The organism is Ktedonobacter sp. SOSP1-85 (assembly GCF_016587415.1).
GTDB lineage: Bacteria > Chloroflexota > Ktedonobacteria > Ktedonobacterales > Ktedonobacteraceae > Ktedonobacter.
This window is the reverse complement of the sequence record NZ_BNJI01000001.1, coordinates 3683382-3702363: the sequence shown is the minus strand read 5'-3', so window position 1 is coordinate 3702363 and position 18982 is coordinate 3683382. Positions and strand designations below refer to the sequence as shown.

The 18982-nt window shown below is 54.5% G+C and carries 16 protein-coding genes; 8 read left to right on the top strand and 8 right to left on the bottom strand.

What is annotated here, in order from left to right:
* The first annotated feature begins 287 nt into the window (after positions 1-287).
* A complete protein-coding gene (locus tag KTE_RS15465) occupies positions 288-1202 on the top strand; it encodes a pseudouridine-5'-phosphate glycosidase (protein ID WP_201382326.1) in 915 nt (304 codons plus the stop codon).
* Between the two features lie 93 nt (positions 1203-1295).
* Here the strand turns inward: KTE_RS15465 and KTE_RS15460 are convergent, their stop codons facing one another.
* A complete protein-coding gene (locus KTE_RS15460) occupies positions 1296-1685 on the bottom strand; it encodes a hypothetical protein (protein WP_201382325.1) in 390 nt (129 codons plus the stop codon).
* A gap of 281 nt (positions 1686-1966) precedes the next feature.
* Positions 1967-3550 (bottom strand): bifunctional phosphoribosylaminoimidazolecarboxamide formyltransferase/IMP cyclohydrolase, encoded by a 1584-nt coding sequence (gene purH / locus KTE_RS15455; RefSeq protein ID WP_201382324.1) that lies wholly within the window; start codon positions 3548-3550, stop codon positions 1967-1969.
* A gap of 726 nt (positions 3551-4276) precedes the next feature.
* Between purH and KTE_RS15450 the strand changes: the two genes are divergently transcribed.
* Positions 4277-5623 carry a hypothetical protein gene (locus KTE_RS15450; protein ID WP_236600418.1) on the top strand — a complete coding sequence of 449 codons (1347 nt, stop codon included), beginning with the start codon at positions 4277-4279 and terminating at the stop codon, positions 5621-5623.
* Between the two features lie 13 nt (positions 5624-5636).
* Positions 5637-7193, top strand: coding sequence for a hypothetical protein (locus KTE_RS15445; protein ID WP_201382322.1), 1557 nt, complete (start codon positions 5637-5639; stop codon positions 7191-7193).
* 70 nt (positions 7194-7263) lie between these two features.
* Here the strand turns inward: KTE_RS15445 and rpmA are convergent, their stop codons facing one another.
* Positions 7264-7584, bottom strand: a complete 321-nt coding sequence (gene rpmA, locus KTE_RS15440) for a 50S ribosomal protein L27 (RefSeq protein WP_201382321.1) — start codon at positions 7582-7584, stop codon at positions 7264-7266.
* Between the two features lie 6 nt (positions 7585-7590).
* Positions 7591-8103, bottom strand: a complete 513-nt coding sequence (rplU, locus tag KTE_RS15435; protein WP_201382320.1) for a 50S ribosomal protein L21 — start codon at positions 8101-8103, stop codon at positions 7591-7593.
* Positions 8104-9005: 902 nt separating this feature from the next.
* Here rplU and KTE_RS15430 point away from each other — a divergent pair.
* The 4 genes from KTE_RS15430 to recF all read left to right on the top strand — a co-directional run bounded on the left by KTE_RS15430 (position 9006) and on the right by recF (position 13652).
* Positions 9006-10139: a MerR family transcriptional regulator gene (locus KTE_RS15430; protein ID WP_236600664.1), complete on the top strand. Its 1134-nt coding sequence runs from the start codon at positions 9006-9008 to the stop codon at positions 10137-10139.
* Between the two features lie 18 nt (positions 10140-10157).
* Positions 10158-10997: a hypothetical protein gene (locus tag KTE_RS15425; protein WP_201382318.1), complete on the top strand. Its 840-nt coding sequence runs from the start codon at positions 10158-10160 to the stop codon at positions 10995-10997.
* 179 nt (positions 10998-11176) lie between these two features.
* On the top strand, positions 11177-12316 hold the full coding sequence (gene dnaN / locus KTE_RS15420; protein ID WP_201369878.1) for a DNA polymerase III subunit beta: 1140 nt from the start codon (positions 11177-11179) through the stop codon (positions 12314-12316).
* Positions 12317-12446: 130 nt separating this feature from the next.
* Complete coding sequence (gene recF / locus KTE_RS15415; protein WP_201382317.1) at positions 12447-13652, top strand: DNA replication/repair protein RecF; 1206 nt, start codon at positions 12447-12449, stop codon at positions 13650-13652.
* Positions 13653-13734: 82 nt separating this feature from the next.
* On the opposite strand, the gene KTE_RS15410 is transcribed toward recF, so the two are convergent.
* The 4 genes from KTE_RS15410 to KTE_RS15395 form a co-directional block, all read right to left on the bottom strand.
* On the bottom strand, positions 13735-15336 hold the full coding sequence (locus KTE_RS15410; RefSeq protein WP_201382316.1) for a DUF4129 domain-containing protein: 1602 nt from the start codon (positions 15334-15336) through the stop codon (positions 13735-13737).
* A 262-nt stretch (positions 15337-15598) separates the two neighbouring features.
* Entirely contained in the window at positions 15599-16816 is a 1218-nt protein-coding gene (locus KTE_RS15405) for a glycosyltransferase family 9 protein (RefSeq protein ID WP_201382315.1), read from the bottom strand.
* 131 nt (positions 16817-16947) lie between these two features.
* Positions 16948-17565, bottom strand: a complete 618-nt coding sequence (locus KTE_RS15400; RefSeq protein ID WP_201369883.1) for a superoxide dismutase — start codon at positions 17563-17565, stop codon at positions 16948-16950.
* A 173-nt stretch (positions 17566-17738) separates the two neighbouring features.
* Positions 17739-18254, bottom strand: coding sequence for a GNAT family N-acetyltransferase (locus tag KTE_RS15395; protein WP_201382313.1), 516 nt, complete (start codon positions 18252-18254; stop codon positions 17739-17741).
* Positions 18255-18531: 277 nt separating this feature from the next.
* Between KTE_RS15395 and KTE_RS15390 the strand changes: the two genes are divergently transcribed.
* Positions 18532-18936, top strand: coding sequence for a response regulator (locus KTE_RS15390; RefSeq protein WP_201382312.1), 405 nt, complete (start codon positions 18532-18534; stop codon positions 18934-18936).
* The last annotated feature ends 46 nt before the right edge of the window (positions 18937-18982 follow it).

Genomic DNA, 18982 nt, shown 5'->3' with positions numbered 1-18982 from the left:
CCCCTTACGCCGCACGTTATTTGTGTACCATTTTCTATCAGCTACTATAGCATGTGCCCGCAGTCAGCGCAAAATAAACGGTACATATTGAAGCTCCGCATTAAGACGGCTCAAAACTGAACTCGCCAGGTAGCTAGTAATAGCACGAGTCAGCATAAGGTGGTGGCTACAACTGGGAGAAAGGGATGGGCTAAGATCTCCTGGGCCAGGGTGCCTGGTTTGCGCTTTCCCAAAACGGCCTGTATACTTTTCCAATAGAGACACAGAAGCTAAAGGATAAGAAATATATGACCGCTATTTCCACGAAGATCGTCCTCGCGCCCGAGGTTGCCCAGGCGCTCCAGGCAGGGCAGGCCGTGGTGGCCCTGGAATCGACCGTTATCTCACATGGACTTCCTTATCCCGAGAATGTGCGTACAGCCAGGGCTATGGAGCAGGCCATTCGCGAGGAAGGCGCGGTCCCGGCTACGATTGGCCTTCTGGATGGCAAGATCAAAATTGGCTTGAGCACTGACGAGTTAGAACTCTTTGCGACCGCCAAAGGCGTGCGCAAGGTCAGTCGTCGTGACCTGGCCTTTACCCTGGCTAGTGGACAACCTGGCGCGACAACAGTCGCGGGAACGATGCTCTGCGCCAGTATGGCAGGTATTCGCTTCTTCGCCACAGGTGGTATTGGTGGCGTTCATCGTGGCGCGGCAGATAGTATGGATATCTCCGCCGACCTGACCGAGTTAAGCAAGACGCCGGTCATGGTTGTCTGCGCGGGCGCCAAGTCGATTCTGGATCTCAACCTGACCATGGAATATATGGAGACGCAGGGCGTACCTGTCATTGGCTGGCAGACCGATGAGCTTCCCGCCTTTTATGTGCGTGAAAGCGGTATACGCCTCCCGCTTCGCGTTGACGAGGTTGAGACGATGGCGCGTGTCGCGCGTGAGCAGTGGGAATGCGGTCTCGCAGGTATCGTCGTGGGCTGTCCCATCCCTCCAGAGTACGCCATGGACCCCGAACCCCTGGAAGCCGCCATTGATGAGGCTCTACGCCTGGCACAAGAGCAAGAGGTCAAAGGCGCCGCCACCACTCCCTTTATCCTTGGGCATGTCGCCCAAACCACAGGGGGAGCCAGCGTCGAAGCCAATACCGCCCTCCTGATTAATAACGCCCGCTGGGCAGCCCGCTTCGCACGCGCCTACTATCACTAGTGCGTAAAAAGTATTTGGGGAGAGATAGAGTGGTGCCTCCCGGCGGTTGCCGGGAGGCACCACTCTATCTCTCCCCAAATACTTCACAATATCTTATGAACGCGAAGTAAAAATCTCGTCTGAGAAGAAGCGAACCCAGAGTACCACTACAGCCAATCCTCCAATCAGGGCAAAGAAGCCCATCGCGCCACCCGCCTTGTCGGTGCGGAATGGAAAGAAGAGGATCATCGACATCCAGACCATGGTCAGCGTCACTGTCCAGTTCAGCTTGGTTGTCTCAGCGCTTGAGCGGTAGAAGAGATTAAAGAAGAAGATAACGAGCAGGCCAACAAAAATGACCAGCGGCTTCAAAGGTGTAAGGTTATTACCGGTCCCGGTCCAGTCAATGACCAGGTTGCCATTGATGAAGAGAAAGGTAAAAACCCATAAAAGGGATAAAACCGCGCCCCAGATGACCTTGCGCAGTTCAATAGGACTATTCACCGTATGCGGCTCCTTTCGAGGAGGTATTGCTAGATAACTGTACTCGTATTGTAGTCGTTGTGCCAAAATAAATCAACATTTTTGAGTTTCTACCAAAGAGTCCCCCTCTAACGCGCCTGCGGCGCTCAAAAGGTGTAAAGGTGATGTGGCTGGAAAACTGGCTAAGCCAGTTTTCCAGCCACATCACCTTTACACCGAAAGATTGGCATAACTAGTGCCACAGTTACCCAGAAAGATTGGCATAGCTAATGCCACAGGAAAAGACCTGTACATTTTAGCTGCTAGTGGCGATAGTGTCTCTTTCCTGTAAAGACCATGGCGATGGCATAGCTGTTGGCGGCCTGGATGACATCGTCGTCGCGCACCGCTCCTCCTGGCTGAATGATGGCGGTAATACCCGCGCGGGCCGCAGCCTCCACCGCATCGGCGAAGGGGAAGTAGGCATCGGCGGCAAGTACCGAACCCCGAGCACGGCTTCCAGCCTTTTCCAGCGCTAACTGTACGCTTGCCAGGCGATTCATCTGGCCCGCGCCAACACCAATTAAGGCCAGCTTATGGGCCAGCACAATGGCGTTTGATTTCACCAGGCGTACCGCCTTCCAGGCAAACATCAAATCGGTGACCTCTTCCAGGTTGGGATCGCGCTCGGTCACAACGGTGTATTCTACCTCTTGTTCGCCAAACAAATCCGGCGTCTGCAAGAGAAGTCCCCCACTAATTGAGCGTACATCTAAGGGGTGCGCTGGCCGGTGATCGAGTTTCAGGCTATGAGTCGCGCGCTTGCGTGGCTCCAGGGGGGCGTGCGTAGCGAGCAGGCGCATCTCCGGCTTCGCGCGCAGGATAGACCGTGCCTCACGGCTAAAAGCCGGCGCGATCACGGCTTCAAAAAAGAGCTGGCTCAGTTCGTGCGCGGTATCCTCATCGACCTCGCGATTACAACCTACAATCCCTCCGCTGGCCGAAATAGGATCGCCAGCGTGTGCTTGCTGGTAGGCATCAAGCAGAGTATCTCCACAGGCCAGGCCACAGGGATTGGTATGTTTGATGATCGCGACGGCTGGCACGGTAAAGGCTCGTGCCGCCTCCAAAGCAGTATCCAGGTCCAGCATATTGTTATATGATAGCTCGCCTCCCTGGAGAATTCCCGCCCCGGCAAGCGTAGCTTCTCCCCGGATATGGCCTGGCTTGTGGAACGAGGGCCAGCGATAGAGAGCCGCCTGTTGATGTGGGTTCTCCCCATAGCGTAGATTGCGCACCCGCTGCGCAGACAGAGTGACGATGCTGGGAAAGAGTTCATCTGAGCTGGTGTGCAAGTAGCTTGCAAGCGCGCTGTCGTAGCTTGCCAGATAGTAAAAAGCAATCGCAGCCAGCCTGCGTCTCGTCTCCAGGCTCACCTCTCCCTGTTCACGCCATTCCTGAAGCACAGGGACATAATCCTCAGGACGTATCAATACCAGGACATCCTCAAAATTACTGGCGGCAGCGCGCAGTAGTGTCTCTCCACCTATATCTAGCTGCTCCATGGCATCCGCCAGCGGGGTCTCCTCCTGAGTTACAAATGGAGGAAAGTTTACCACCACGACATCTATCGGTTCGATGTGGTGAACACGCAAATCTTCTTCGTGCCGGGGACGGTCCCGCCGGGCCAGCACCCCCCCTAACAAAGCGGGGTGAAGCAACTTGACACGCCCCTCAAGAATGTCAGGGAACCCGGTTAGCTCCTCTACTGGTGTCGCCGTGACGCCAGCCGCTTGCAGAGCCTTTAATGTCTCCCTGGTGGAGAAGAGAGAGACATGCAGACTCTCTAGCTCTTGAGCCAACCTGGGAAGTCCCTCACGATTTGCTACGCTTATCAATGCCCTCATCCAGCTATCCTTTCAGGCTTTATGATGCGCATTCAAACGTCTCGGCCCGCACAAAAAAACGATACCTACAAACGTCTAGATCTCACTCTCTCAGTATAGTCTACTCGCAGGGATCAGCAGAGAAGAACTACAACATTTCAAAACATTCATTAAAAGTGGCAAAATATGAAATTTATCTTAACCAGCTTTTAGTACTTTACAACTAAATTATCTTGTACCCATAACGAAAACCAAAAGAAGCATGGTAATATCCCTAACAGAACAGTAGAGTTCTACAACATGCCAGAACACATCGCACTATTTCAAACTGTTCCAGAGCACGCGGACACTGATGCATAAATTGATATATAGAGACGTACCATTCAAAAAAGCCAAGGAGGGTGCCATCCACGCAAAAAGACCATACCCATGCCACCCTGAAAGCCGTACAAACGCTTATACATTTGACCGTTTGTAGGCACAAGTCACGCGAGCCTTTGCCTGGCATAGTGCGAAACGCAGCCACACTGCTGCATGTATTGTGATAGAGTTGCTACCAGAGAGAGAAAGGGCCACACTAAACGTATGCAAACACTTAACCGGTCTCATAAGACAAAGCCGAGAGAGGACAAACCCTCAGCTAGCAAGCCACTACCTCGCCCAACACCGCCTAAGCGTATCGCGCCATGGCTACTTATTACACTTGTCCTCTGTCTCGTGCTGACACTCGGGGCAGGAACCTATCTCGTGTTACAACCGCGCCTCGGCTCCCATGCCGCCGAGGACAATCCTAATTGCACGCTTGTCGTGCCACAAAATCCTCTAAGTGCCAAAGGACTTGCCACACCATATCAACTTGTCGCTACTGATCCTAAGCAGGGTCCCTGCCACGAAGCCAATGCAGGACAGTCGGCCTTTGTGCAGGGCGCGGCCTTTGATCCTGCGACGGGTCAGATCTCGATCTATAATCCCCTGGTTGTGGATAAAGGTAATAAGCCAGCGCTTGCTCCGGTCGTGCCGCAACTCCCCGCAAACGCGATCGTTGGCCTCTGGTTCGGCTTTAACGCCGGTACCTTAACGCTAAAAGGGAACGGGGATGCTCTCCAGCAAGGCAAGTGTGTCAATGGCCTACCCGATGATGCCTTTGGTCAATTTGCCTATTGTAACGCCCCAGCCTTCTTCCAGGCAGCAAATCAAGCCATTCAGCAAGGGAAGCTCAAAGTTCCAGCGCTGGGGCGGGCTCATGACGGTCTGCCCTGCCCGACGGTACGCGATTTCTCGGTCGTCGACCAGGACCAGAGCGACAATGTCACATCAACCTATCTAACAACAAATGATGGCACAGTCGCGCAGATGAATCAGGCTAATGCCCTTAAACTCCAGGGGGCGCAACTCATCGCCAATGCCAGCGATAACCGACTCGTCTCCATTGCCCTGGACAATGCCCTGGGCTGCAAACCGTGGACGGCGCCTGACCTGGCAGATCCTGGTCAGATGACAACGGCACTACCGCTCAACGAGTTGATGGCCGCGGCAGACCAGGCGGCGCCAGCAGCCATTATTCCCAATGGGGATCCCATGGTACTACACAACGATAAGCCCAATATGCAGAAACTCAACCTGTATCGCGTTGGTGTCGACCAGCCAATGGTCAAGCGAGCCGACGAAGCAAGTACACGCCTCTACTGTACAAGTCTACTCGCGGCGGCCCCTCAGCGCATGCTGACCGATGCTCGCGTTACGACTCACCAGGCCTCTCCTGATACAGGTGCAGCCAATAACCTCTTTACCTTCCTGGCCCAGCGCTTTAATACTACCTGGGGGGCCGATGGCGGCCTCAATTGCAAGGGACTACTCAATACTGACACGCCAATCACACTCAAACAAGATTCCAATGGCGTTACCATCAACGCCACGATCCAGGGCATCAAACTGACAATGCCCATGGACTGCTCCGTCAACGGTGTCCTTATCTCTGGCTGCCAGGGAACCACCACCATCAACGGTGTCACCTGTACCTTCGCTATGGATAACAAAACCCGTCGCGTCCTCATCAACTGTCCACAACCCGGACAGGGGAAGGATGACAAGTAAGAGAGGAGCTAATATGCAAACACTGCCAAAACCCGACATAAAACAACCAGGTACCGGTTCAAGTGGCCCTCTGGAGCCGCTTCAGAGACAAAAAAAGTCAGGACTCAGACCAGTGATCTTTGTGAGTATCGTGCTCTTGCTGCTCACCCTCCTGGCTGGAGCCTTCCTGTTCTTTGGCCAGAAGCGCATAGGCACCCACGCGGCGGCGGCCAATGCCAACTGTACCCTTACTGTACCCGCCAATCCCCTCAGCGCGCGGGGCCTGGCTACTCCCTACCAATTGCAAGCCACCGATCCCAAGGCGGGTCCCTGTAATGAGGCCAACGCGGATCAAGCCGCCTTCGTACAAGGGGCCGTTTTTGACCCGGCTACAGGCCAGATCTCAATTTACAATCCTCTGGTCGTCGATGCGGGTACGCAACCCGCCGTCGCGCCAGTCGTACCGACACTACCCCAGAACGCTATTGTGGGTCTCTGGTTTGGCTTTAATGGCTCGACCCTGACGCTCCGGGGCCAGGGTAGTGCGCTACTCCAGGGACGCTGTGTCAATGGCCTGCTCAATAATCCCTTTGGCCAGTTCGCCTACTGCAACGCACCCACCTTCTTCAGCGCGGCCAACCAGGCGATCAGACAGGCCAAACTTGTGGTTCCCCCCATCGGCCAGGGCAGCGATGGAAAACCCTGCCCTACAGTTCGCGACTTTGCGGTTGTCGACCAGGACCAGAGCGATAACGTGACCAGCGTGTACCTGGCCAACGCCAATGGCCAGACCGCGCAAATGAACCCGACCAATGCAGGTCAGTTGCAGGGCGCGCAGACTCTTGTCAACGCCAGTGATAACCGCCTGGTTGCAGTGGCCCTGGACGGTGCTCTAGGTTGTAAACCCTGGATGGCCCCCGACCTGGCAGCTCCAGGCCAGATGGCTCCCGCCCTGCCACTCAACGAGTTACAGGCAGCCCGGCAACAGGCTCAACCCGCGGCGGTCATTCCAGCAGGCGACCCTATGGTGCTCAATAACGGGAAAAGCAGCACAGCCAAACTCAACCTCTACCGCCTGGGTGTGGATCAGCCGTTTGTGCTCAACACCGATCGGGGCGCAAGCACCAAACAGTATTGCACCAATCTGCTCAATATCCAGCCGCCACGCCTGCAAAACCTGATGAACCTGCTTCAGCAGAAAGCCTCACCAATGCCAGACGTGGCTAACAATCTCTTTACCTTTATGGCCCAGCGCTTCAACACCACCTGGGGGGCCGATGGTGGCCTCAACTGCCAGGGTCTACTCAATATGAATAGCCCCATCCAGGCCCAGACTGATGGCAATGGCGTCACTATCAGCGCCACTATCAACCTTAACAACAATGGTGGGCAGAATGGCGCAGCGCCTACTCAGCCCGCGGCACCTACCAGCACAGCAGGTGCTACCCCCACGCCTGCCAACGGTAACGCTCAACCTACACCTCCTGCCGATAACGCGGGGGCCACGCCTACTCCTGACGCCGGGAATGGCACCCCCCAGCTCACGCCTCCTGCCGCTACGCCAGGGGCCACACCTACTCCTGGTCAGTAGACGCTAGACTAAAAAAAGAGAGAGGCGAATCATATGATCCGCCTCTCTCTTTTTGTGTGTTTAATTTGGCTTAGGCTTCAGCAGCGACTGGCTCCTCAACCTCTCCAAGCAGTTCCGCAATGGAGGGACGATCGGGGAACTCGGTCACAATGCTGACATTGCGACGATCGCGTGAGTAGTGGCCAAATTTGACATAACCATCGATCAGAGCGAAGATGGTATGATCACGACCCAGACCGACATTGTCGCCGGGGCGGATCTTGGTACCACGCTGGCGCACGATAATGCTACCAGCGCTCACCAGCTGACCATCAAAGCGCTTGACACCAAGCATCTTAGGTTTGCTATCGCGACCGTTGCGCGAGCTACCCATACCTTTCTTATGTGCCATGAGATTTTACTCCTCTGTGCTGCTTTCTTGAGCCTTCTTGCTTGAACGGCGACGAGGCTTTTTCTCCTCAACGGGCTGCTCCGCAACAGCGGTCTGAGTCTCACTCTTGACCTCTTCAGCGGGAGCGGTCTCTTTTTTCGCCTTAGCCTTAGCAGGTGCGGCCTTTGTTTCTGCCTTTGGCTCTTCGCCAGAGACCAGGCTCTTGCCCTTCGAGATAATGTCATCAATGCTCAGAACAGTCAATTCCTGGCGATGACCACGGCGATGGCGATAGCGTTTCTTGGACTTGTACTTGAAGACGATTAGCTTCTCACCGCGCTTCTGACCAACGACTGTGGCCAGGACCTTCGCGCCCTCAACAAAAGGCGCACCCACGAGAGCAGTGTCGGCATCGGAGACCAGCAATACCTCGCCGATCTCAATCTGCTTCCCATCCTCATGGGGGAGGCGGTTCACTTCGAGCTTATCGCCGACAGTGACTTTGTACTGTCGTCCACCACTTTTGATTACGGCAAACATCTCTTCAATTTTCTCCTTGCAAAACTTTCGTCGCGCCCAAACAGCCTTAGCTAAGAATGACGCGACTACAAAACCCGCGCGTGATGAGAGGGATACGTGGGAGGCGTGGATGGAGGCCATCCTCACAGTTCCGCTTCTAACAACTCATCCGTCTATCTTGCTGCACCCCAGCGGCACACGGCGAGGAAACAATGCCAGATACGCAGGCTTACTCGACGACATACTACCTATCGGAAAACCTGAGCGTGCGAGCACTAGCCGCAAGAGCGGCGTTGGTTTCCGTATAAGAAGGTACCGACATGCGCGGGCAATGACCATTCCTGGTCTCAACAGCTACAGGCAAACACACGAAAAAATCCACGGTCTTGTAACCTGACCCGTAGACGATTTGAGTATACGGTCCCATAGTGTGGGCGCAGCTATGCAAGCATATGATAGCAGTGCCGCTACCCACGTGTCAAGCACTATGCTCTCAAAAAATTCTTTTTTCGTGCTTGCGGCGCTCAGGGGTAAGGGGGATCAGGCGGTGGGCTGGCTCCGCCAGCCCACCGCCTGATCCCCCTTACCCGAGGCGAGCTTGCGAGTCGAAACAGGCACCTGAGGTGAGGTTTTCAAAACAAAATATAGCCCTTTTTGCCAGGAAAAGACCGTGTTATACTATGAAAAATAGCTTCTATGCCAAATAGCTTCACATACCAGAAAAAAATCTAAACACTACCTGAAATAGGTCTCTCAGTATGTCCCTGATATAGAGGAGGGATGTGGGGAGAAAATTATCCGTTCTTGGCTATACATCTATCTTTGATTATGATCTTATTCCGAAACCCAACGTCACTGGCGTGACTAGCGCTTCGCGCTCAGGTTTTCGGAGAAGAAGTATGTGGAGGAGACACGAAGTGACTATGTATGAGGGCTTTAACGCTTGTCCGGACCTGGAAAAATATTCAGGCGAGCCAGTCTATCACACCAAAGTGGTTGAACAGATCACTGGCATCCGTGCTAATACGTTGCGCATCTGGGAGCGACGCTATCACTTCCTGACTCCCAAACGTGCCGAAAACGACTATCGCCTCTATTCAGAACGCGATGTGGTGTTGTTGCGCTGGCTAAAAGAGCGCATCGACAATGGCATGAGTATTAGCGAGGCTATTAACTTTTTTGAACGCCTGGACAAGGTGCGCAAGCAACATCCGCCCAAACAGGTCGATGCTGCGTCCCCCCTCCACAGCCCTCATGTCTTCACAGTCGCCGGTCTCCAGGCATTTACCCTCCCTCGTGGACTGGAGCAGCAACTACGTGCGCAACAGGATGAATTTCCTGAACAGGAAGTAAGCGCCCCAGAGCCACTTCATTTTCCTCGTGAGGCCCTACCTCAGCTACCAGAAGAAATTCTGCTCCTTGCCCAGGAGCGCCTGCTGACCGCTTTCCGTAACCTGGACGACACAGAAGCTCATATGGTACTCACGCCTCTCTTAATTACCTATCCTGTCGAACAGGTGTGCGCCGATTTAATTACACCTACACTTTGGAAAATTGGTGAACTCTGGGAGAATCATAAGATTACGGTCACCGTTGAACACTTCGCCAGCAATTTCTTCCGCGGCCTGCTTACCAATTTGTTCCATATGGCGCCTCGTCCAATGCACGTGCCCCTCGTCATGATTAGCTGCGCTCCGGGAGAAGCCCATGAGCTTGCCGCGCTGATGCTGGCACTGGTCTTGCGCCTGCAAAATGTGCGCGTGGCATACCTGGGCCAGAGCATCGAGAGTGAGGGGTTAATCGGTTCCATACAACAGTTATGCCCGGCGCTGGTCTGCGTCTCCCTGACCATCCCCTCGCACCTCCCAGATCTGCTCTCCCTGGCACAACAGATTCAGAAGCTGCCCTCGCCTCGACCACGCTTTATCTTCGGCGGACAGGCCTTCCTGGAATATCCCAATATTGCTCAGGATATTCCAGGTGTCTATATTCATGGTAATATGAAAGAAGTCGTAAAACAAATTCAGACACTCTATACGCAACAGGGGATCGCATAGATAGAAAAAGGCCTGCATATGAGACGCTTCCCATTTTATGGTAAGATCGCCCTGGCTCTCTGTTTCATGGCCTGGGCTTGCTCCTGGCTTCGCGTGGAGCCATTCTATCGCTATAGCTTCTTTCCGCTCTGGCTGGGCTATATTTTGACGCTTGACGCGCTGAACCGTGCGCGCAAAGGAAGCTCGCTGCTCCATAGGATGGGGGGACGCTTTCCCCTCCTCTTCCTGGTCTCCAGCCTCTTCTGGTGGATTTTCGAGTGGTTTAACAATTTCGTGCAAAACTGGCATTATCGCCTGGATCAGCCCTATACCCCGCTAGCATATTTCTTGATCGCTAGCTTAAATTTTAGCACTGTCCTCCCTGCTGTAATGGAAACTACTGAGCTTCTAAGCAGCTTCAAGCCGTTTCATCCACGCCTGCTCGCTGAGCAAACGGGTCCGCGCTTGCCGCTGCCACTGCTGCTAGGCGTTGTAGCCCTGGGACTGCTCTGCCTCGTGCTGCCCATCCTCTGGCCGCAATACTATTTCGGTCTCATCTGGCTCTGCCTGGCATTACTGCTCGATCCGGTTAATAACTGGTTTGGGCGCAAGTCAACGCTGGCTCACCTGACGGTGGGTGACTGGCATTTCATCGTCCTGCCCCTGGGCACGCTGATCTGTGGCTTCTTCTGGGAGATGTGGAACTACTTCTCGTTCCCCAAGTGGTACTACACCGTTCCCTATATCGAGTTCTGGAAGATTTTCGAAATGCCCCTGCTCGGTTATATCGGCTACCTCCCCTTTGGCCTGGAACTTTTCGCGCTCTACCAGTTCGTGCTTCTCCTCCTCCGCCAGAAAGAGGACCACCTCTCCTTCTAAGTAGCCTGATAACCGTTTCTTCCCCCTTGAATAAGAATAGGGGAAAGAGCATATACGCACATTACAGCAGCCTGGAGGAGGGGAGCTACAAGCTATGACGCCTTGTCCTCACCGGTGGAATAGGCTATACTAAGCTGGAAATTCTATGCGTTCTGGTTGTGTCTGGAGGAAATTTGTCTGTGAAGATTACATGTAAGCAGCAAGACTTGAGTCGTGGCCTCTCTACGGTCAGCCACGCTGTCTCAAGCCGTAGCACACTCCCCATCCTTGCTAATATTTTACTTACTACCGATCATGGTCGCCTGAAGCTCTCGGCCACCAACCTGGAGATCGGTATCAATTGCTGGATCGATGCCGAGGTGCAGGAAGAAGGTTCCACGACCGTTCCCGCCAAGACCATCTCCGATCTCGTCAGCAGCCTGCGCCCAAGCCAGGTCGAGCTCTCAGTCGCGGATGAGTCCCATACGATGAGTATCAAGGGTCAGGGCAGTAACGCGACCATCAAGGGTATGGACCCCTCTGAGTTTCCGCTCATCCCAAGCGCCGAGGGAAGCGAGACCCCTATCGCGCTTGATGCTCGCCAGCTCAAAGAAATGATCGAGTACGTGGCCTTTGCCGCCGCCGACGACGATGCCCGTCCCGTGCTCACTGGCGTCCATGTGGAGACGACCAATGAGAAGCTGACCTTCGCCGCCGCCGATGCCTTCCGCCTCGCGGTTATGTCCGCCCCCATGCCCGGTGGCGACCTGCTCGCGGATACCATTCTGATTCCCGCGCGCACTCTGACCGAGCTGGCACGCATCCTGCCCAATGAGGGAAGCGTGCAGATGATCGTAACCCCCAACCGCAGCCAGGTGCTCTTCCACACCGATAACGTCGACCTGGTCTCGCGCTTGATCGAGGGTACCTTCCCCAACTTCCGGGGCATCATTCCGAAAGAACATACGACCCGCGCCGTCGTCGAGACCAAGGAATTCTCCGCCGCCGTCAAGACTGTCACTCCCTTTGCACGCGATAGCTCGAATATCGCACGCATTAAAGTGAATAGCGGCTCAGAGGACGGTAATGAGACGGGCACGCTCACTATTGAAGCGACCGCCGAAGATATTGGTAGCAACGTCAGCACCATCAACGCCGCCGTCGATGGCCCCGAACAAGAGATCATTTTCAACGTTAAATATCTCTCGGATGTCCTGGGCGTCGTTGGTACCCCCGAGGTCGCGCTCGAAATTACGTCAGCGGCTCGCCCGGGCGTCGTCAAACCGGTTGGTCCCGCCGACTACACCTATATCATCATGCCAATGAGCACCAATCACTAAACCTGCTCGTAGCAGCTCTCCCAATGAGCGCGATACGAATGTGTGAGGGGCCTGGATGATCTTCCATGCCCCTCAGCTATGCAGGCAAACTTGCTGTTCATCGGCTAAGCATAACTTCATGGACAGGTGCATGTATCTCACTCACCTCACGCTTGAATACTTTCGCAACTATAAGCATCTAGACTTAACTCTAGGGCCAGGGCTTTTCTTCTTCTGTGGAGAGAACGCCCAGGGGAAGACGAATCTACTCGAAGCGGTTAGTATGCTCGCTACCGCGACATCCTTTCACGCCTCCAGTGATCGTGAGGTAGTCAATTGGCAGGCTCCTGATCATGTCGCACATCTGCAAGGACGCGTCTCTCGTCATGAGGATGACGCTCAGATTGAGATCAGCGTCTTTGATCCTACTCCTCCAACCTTTTCCCAGGATGACACATCTCAGCAAACCTCACGCGGGCTTGATCTCCCCGCCAATACGCCGCGCAAACGCTATAAGCTCAATGGCGTTCCCCGGCGCACGATAGATATTATTGGGCAGATGAAGGTGGTGCTCTTCGCACCCGTTGATCTACACCTGGTTGATGGCTCGCCTGAGGAGCGCCGCCGCTTCTTTGATCGCGCCCTCTGCCAGGTCAGCCCCCACTACTGCCAGGCGCTTGTCCGCTACCGCAAGGTGGTCACCCAGCGCTCGGCCCTGCTCAAACGCATTCGCGATCATCAAGAGGATCCACGCCTCATTGACTACCTGGATGACCAGCTTACTCAGCTCGCCAACCAGATTATGCATGAACGCCACCACATGCTCGCCAGCATTAACCAGCTGGCCAATCCCTTGCAACAAGCCATCAGCGGAGGACGCGAACGGCTGGAGATTATCTATCGCCCCTCTTTCAGCGTTGATGAGTCGTTATCTCTGCCTGAGGCCCAAAAACACTACCAGCAACAGCTACAAGCCATACGCCGCAAGGAGACGATGCAAGGCGTCTGCCTCCTCGGACCCCACCGCGATGACCTCGAGTTCCTGGTTAATGGCGTCAATATGCTCTCCTATGGCTCACGTGGCCAACAGCGTACCGCGGCCCTCTCCACCAAGCTGGCGGAGCTAGCCTTTATGCGCAGCAATACAGGCGATGAGCCTGTGCTGCTGCTCGATGATGTCTTTAGTGAGCTGGATGCGGTACGCCGCCAGTATCTCCTCCAGGAGGTGCTAAGCCACCAGCAGGTGCTGCTTACCGCGACCGACCTTGAGAGCTTCCCGCCCGAGATCGCGCAAAAGGCCCACATCTACCACGTCCAGCATGGCAATATCACCCTCCCCACCGGCCCTCTGACATAACTTAAGAACATAGTGACCAAAAGCAGTGTAGCGTGGCGCGGAACCTGGCCAGGTTCCGCGCCACGCTACACTGCTTTTATTTTTACCCCTCTGACACGGTGTTGGCTTTCTGGCGGAAGACCTGCCACTCTTGCTGCACCTGGCCAAGCATCTGCTCATCGGGGACATAACCACCGTAGCGCGTGAGCAGGTAGGCATCGGTCACTACCTGTAGCTCCTGCTCGCCGTCTGCCAGCCGGGTCGAGAGCCGCCGCCCAAACTCAACTGGGGTCTCCTCCTGCTGACGCCGCACGCCACGCTGGTCCGCCCATTGCAGAAGCGCGCGATAAATCTCGCGAATGGTACGCACGGCGGGTTCGCCCTGGATCTCTTCCCTGGCCTGAATCGCCCCGGTCGCAGGCTCCTCCTTGCGTGGAAAGAAGCGCCGCCAGAGCTGGCGCAAGAATAAGAGCGCCTGGCGCACAAAGAGCTCCCAGGACCAGATACTCTCGCGCTCATCACGCAAAGCCTTACGCCTTCTTGTGACCATTCCCCGGCGCTGACTGGCCTTGCGCCAGATAAACCATACCAGTACCACTAGCAGGACGACAATCGCCAGGATGAGGAATGCATCCAGGGTAAAGACATAGGGCGAAATGCTGGGAGAGGGTTGTGCATGACGCGTCGCTGGAGGCTGCTGGGGAGTTTTGTGCTGGTTCAATGTCGGCGCCCCAGTCTGGAGATGCAGCGCGTTCAATAACCAGAACAGCGGTGAGACCAGAACAACAGCGATGGTTGCTAAGATGTTTGCGATCACATCAAAGATCGCGCTCAGGGGACCCTGGACCTCAGCCAGAAATGCCGTGCTGACAAACCCGACCAGGATCAGGCCAAGAAACATCATAACCAGGCAGATCAGGCCCACCACGCTAAAAATTGAGCGCTCCTGACCCGCAATACTTCCTTGCAGTCCACGTGTATGGCTCAGGCGTAAGAACGAGGCCTGCGCCAATGAATGCGCGATGAGCGCAAATGAGAGGAAGAGCACAATCATCAGGAACAGGAGAGGAACACCCGCCGCGCCACCTGAAGAGCTAGAAAGTAAGAGAGCCAGCACAATCACGCCCAGGCCGATCTGCAATGATTTCATCACATCACCCGGCTCAACACGTCGGCTGGTGATCACCACGCCGCGCCAGATGAGAAACGCGCTTATGGCCAGCACAAAAATTGTATGGAACCCTCCTGGCTTGAGTAACAAAATATCATTGAGGGCCACCAGAACCCAATCCACAGCGTAGAGGGGGAAAGTCCCCGCGTATCCACTTCCCCAGATCACCAGCAAAGCCAGAACTACCATGCTGCCCACGCGCACAGGCGTATTCTCAAACAATGAGGCTTCAGATTTCTCCTCGCCAGCCTGAACGCTCTGCGCCTGGGCAAACCAGACACCCACCGCCAGAGGCACATACAGCCCCCAGAGCGGCAACAACGGTATATGTCCGCCTATACCTAACACCGCGACCACGAGAACTATAGCATATATCCAGCAAGCCTCCATCGCGGCAAAGACGAACGGCACAAACCGCTCGCCCAAGCTCAGCTCTTCAACGTCTTCGTTCTCCTCTTCCGGGCGCTCAAGTTCTCGTTCGCGTGTCCTCCGCGTTTGACTGGCGCCGTGAGAGGGTTCTGGAACAGATTTCATGGGCTGCGACCCTTCCTCATAATTTGGCTGATGCACCTATTACGCTCTCAGAGTGCGAGATCTCACAGATACATCTGCTAACAATGCCTGATAGCCACTCCTTCAGCTACACCTTTATAATATATATCTTCGCGTTACATGACTAAACGGCTACAAGTCTTGCATTTTATGCAGCAGTTATCCACATTTTTTGTGGACAAGCCGCGCTAAATGTGGATATCTTGCCTTTTCTCACTTACCAGAGCCTCGTATCCATACGCAACTATTGTAGCGCCGCCTGAACCAGCTTCTCGGGCGGAATGCTATCAATAATCGTTGTTCTATCCCAGAGGATAGCCGCTTCTACCTGTTGATAACTAAAGGGATTAGGCTCCAGGGTCACACCCCGGTGCCAGGGACTGGAGGCCCAGATAGCCATGGAATAGATTGTACCCGGCAGGTAAGACGTGATTGTAGGGATCTGGAGCGCGCCCGCGATATGTCCTGGCCCCGTGTCGTTAGAAAAGACCATGTGCGTATGCCGGGTAAGCAGCGCCAGGTCGCGCAGCGTCTCCGTGGCATAGACCAGCACGTTTGCGTTGTTGTTTGTACCACGAAATGTGCCGAAGTCTTCCTGCATATCCGCCATGCGTAGCCCTTCAGGATGTAGTTGATCGGGGCCACAGAGAATAAGAAACTCTATCTTCTGCCCAGGAGAGCGCCGGGCTACTTCCCGAGAGAAGTGCTCCAGAACCTCATCCCAGCGACAGTAACACTTGGCAATCACCACAGACTGAAAGAAACACACAACGCGTAGCGCCTCATCTTGAAGGTGAAGCTTGCGTGCCAGGCGAGTATAACGTGCATCATCGGCAGCCCCCAGGCGGATACGAGGCTGCACCTGCTCTCCTGGCAACGCTCCACGTGGTAACTGCAAGAGGTCCTCGATAAAATCGGCGTAGCGCCGCTCAACCCCATGCCCTGCATAGCTACGTACACCCACGCGAAAAAGCCTGGCAAGCGTGGCAATTCTGCGCGTAGCCCCATGTTCTTCAACCGCCTGCACCATTAACTCAGGCATACCATCGTGACCGCCATGCAGGTCAATGCCCAGAACCGCCACGCCCCTGCCACGTTCCAACCTGCGCGTAAATAGATCCTCGCCGGACATGACCTCAGAGAAGGTAATCCAGGGCCAGTATGCCTGCTGGTAGAGCTGTTCCTTAAAGAGGGTCGATACACCTTCATCTATAATGACCTCAACCGCGGTGCCAGCCTTCCCCAGGTACTGCAACGCCTGGAAGATCCCCTCTAGTAGCGCGGTCGCCACAACGCTCTCGCCCAGGCGACCCGCCTTCCCCCCCAGGCGCACCACGACGACATCGGCCTCGCGCACAAGCTCGTTTACATGCCGGAGCAGCACCTGCTCCTCGGCCCTTGCCTCACGTTCTTGTTGCCCCCCCCACTCATGCAAAAAAGCCAGATCGTACGCCTGCTCCATCGTCTGCCCCCTGAAAAAAATGCTTTGTTCTACTTTTGTAATGGTATCTATAATAACATCTTTACCCAGGGTCACACAAAAAAGAAGCTCATGCTTACATGAGCTTCTTTTTTGTGTGACCCTGGGTAAACTTATTTTGCCCCACGGGCCTGCGCATAGCGCTTATTGACCTCGTTCCAGTTCACCACATTCCACCAGGCATTGAGGTACTCTGGGCGGCGATTCTGGTACTTCAGATAATAGGCGTGCTCCCAGACGTCGTTGCCCATCACCGGGAAGAGGCCCTCCATAAGCGGGCTATCCTGGTTAGCGGTCGAGATGACCTCCAGGTTCCCATTACGGTCGATCACCAGCCACGCCCAGCCAGAGCCAAAACGCTTGGCGCCCGCATCATTAAAGGCGTTCTTAAAGTTATCAAAGGAACCAAACTTGGCGTTGATCGCGTTCGCGATCTCACCTGTCGGCTGACCACCAGCATTGGGTCCCATGATTTGCCAGAACATCGTATGGTTGCTATGACCACCGCCATTGTTGCGTACGGCTGTACGAGCACTTTCTGGCACCTCGTTAATGCGGCGCAGCACCTCGTCAACGGGGAGATTGGCGAACTCGTGGCCTTGCAAGGCGTTGTTCAAATTAGTGACATAGGTCGCGTGATGCTTGTCATGGTGCAGTTGCATGGTCTGCGTATCAATATAGGGTTCAAGTGCTTTATAGTCGTAGGGAAGTGGTGGAAGCTCAAATGCCATAAGACTCTCCTTCACACAGGGAAATATTTTTGGGACGAGTAAGCACAGACATAAGTATCTGATCACTTCCAGTATACTGAGTCGGGCATAACGCTATAGCGGCCATATCCATCAATCATCCCTGTTTCTTCCCCTGCTCTTCTAGCACATTCACCATCCTCCCATCGTCTCACTCACAAAGATTGCTCATCCCGGCGCATCTCCACAAAATCGCGCCTGCCATAGCGATTCTCCTGCGTGAAGGTGCGCACGCGTTGAAAACCAACACGCTCATAGACGCGTAGAGCACGCTCGTTCCAGGCCAGCACATACAGCCATACCTGCCGTGGCGCATATTGCTCGCCTATAAACGCCAGCGCCGCTTCGACAAAGGACTGCCCCAGTCCTCTCCCCGTCAGGTCGGGTCGCAATCCCAGGCCAAGGGCACTCGCATGGCGTGTGGCATCGAGAAAGATCCCTGGCTCACCTGCATCCCAGACCAGGGCCGAGGTGCCGATATTGAAAAAGCCAACCAGTTCTCCCACGTCATTGCATACCCCGAAGTATGGGCTACGTAGATCTAACATCTCTGCCTGGAGTTCTTCTAGTGGCCCATCGCCCAGGCTGTAAATCGTGTACGGCTCTTCATAGCGCCAGGTTCGCAATTCTTGCACATCCTCGCGCTTTAATGGATGTATATCAAAATTCATTCATGGTCCTCCTACTCGGCTCACAAGCTCGCCTTGGTAAGGAATGTCTGGTGGTGGGCTGGCCTGGCGGAGCCAGGCCAGCCCACCACCAGACATTCCTTACCCGTGAGCGCCGCAGGCGCAAAAGCGAGTGCCTGTCGAACCTCGATATCACATACCTATCTCTGTTCTTGAAGGATAAAACGTGGTATAGTCAAGGGCGAATTCATATTTCGTCTGTGACCGAAATTGCAGAGTCAAAAACGTATACGACAAGAAAGATTAGTTGGAGCAACATATGGCTCAGCAAAAGGATTTAGAGCACTACTTATCAGGAGACCATAGTAGCCTTCAAGCCATTCTTATTGTTGAGGACGATGTAAACATCGGCGAGGTCCTCGTCCAGGCCATTTCTCAGGAGACATCATACTTTGCCGTCTTTGTGCAGAATGGCTTTGAGGCACTCAAAACGGTAGAAGGTATCAAGCCCAGCCTCTTCATCCTGGATTATCACTTACCACGTATGAATGGCATTGAACTCTATGATCGCCTGCATGCGATGCCAGCACTTGTTACCGTTCCCGCCATTATGATGAGTGCGCGCCTGCCACAAAAGGAGCTTGCCAATCGCCAAATCCTGGGTATGAATAAACCCATCGATCTGGATGAATTTCTCCAGGCGATTGAACAACTCCTGGAATAACTGCCCATAAGCATGCCGTACTTAAGTGGCGGCAGGGCAAAAGGTT

Excerpts from the sequence above, each read along its gene's own strand:
- KTE_RS15465 (WP_201382326.1), top strand. The coding sequence starts at position 288 with ATGACCGCTATTTCCACGAAGATCGTCCTCGCGCCCGAGGTTGCCCAG.
- purH (WP_201382324.1), bottom strand. The coding sequence starts at position 3,550 with ATGAGGGCATTGATAAGCGTAGCAAATCGTGAGGGACTTCCCAGGTTG.
- KTE_RS15445 (WP_201382322.1), top strand. The coding sequence starts at position 5,637 with ATGCAAACACTGCCAAAACCCGACATAAAACAACCAGGTACCGGTTCA.
- rpmA (WP_201382321.1), bottom strand. The coding sequence starts at position 7,584 with ATGGCACATAAGAAAGGTATGGGTAGCTCGCGCAACGGTCGCGATAGC.
- rplU (WP_201382320.1), bottom strand. The coding sequence starts at position 8,103 with ATGTTTGCCGTAATCAAAAGTGGTGGACGACAGTACAAAGTCACTGTC.
- KTE_RS15430 (WP_236600664.1), top strand. The coding sequence starts at position 9,006 with ATGTATGAGGGCTTTAACGCTTGTCCGGACCTGGAAAAATATTCAGGC.
- KTE_RS15425 (WP_201382318.1), top strand. The coding sequence starts at position 10,158 with ATGAGACGCTTCCCATTTTATGGTAAGATCGCCCTGGCTCTCTGTTTC.
- recF (WP_201382317.1), top strand. The coding sequence starts at position 12,447 with ATGTATCTCACTCACCTCACGCTTGAATACTTTCGCAACTATAAGCAT.
- KTE_RS15410 (WP_201382316.1), bottom strand. The coding sequence starts at position 15,336 with ATGAAATCTGTTCCAGAACCCTCTCACGGCGCCAGTCAAACGCGGAGG.
- KTE_RS15405 (WP_201382315.1), bottom strand. The coding sequence starts at position 16,816 with ATGGAGCAGGCGTACGATCTGGCTTTTTTGCATGAGTGGGGGGGGCAA.
- KTE_RS15400 (WP_201369883.1), bottom strand. The coding sequence starts at position 17,565 with ATGGCATTTGAGCTTCCACCACTTCCCTACGACTATAAAGCACTTGAA.
- KTE_RS15395 (WP_201382313.1), bottom strand. The coding sequence starts at position 18,254 with ATGAATTTTGATATACATCCATTAAAGCGCGAGGATGTGCAAGAATTG.
- KTE_RS15390 (WP_201382312.1), top strand. The coding sequence starts at position 18,532 with ATGGCTCAGCAAAAGGATTTAGAGCACTACTTATCAGGAGACCATAGT.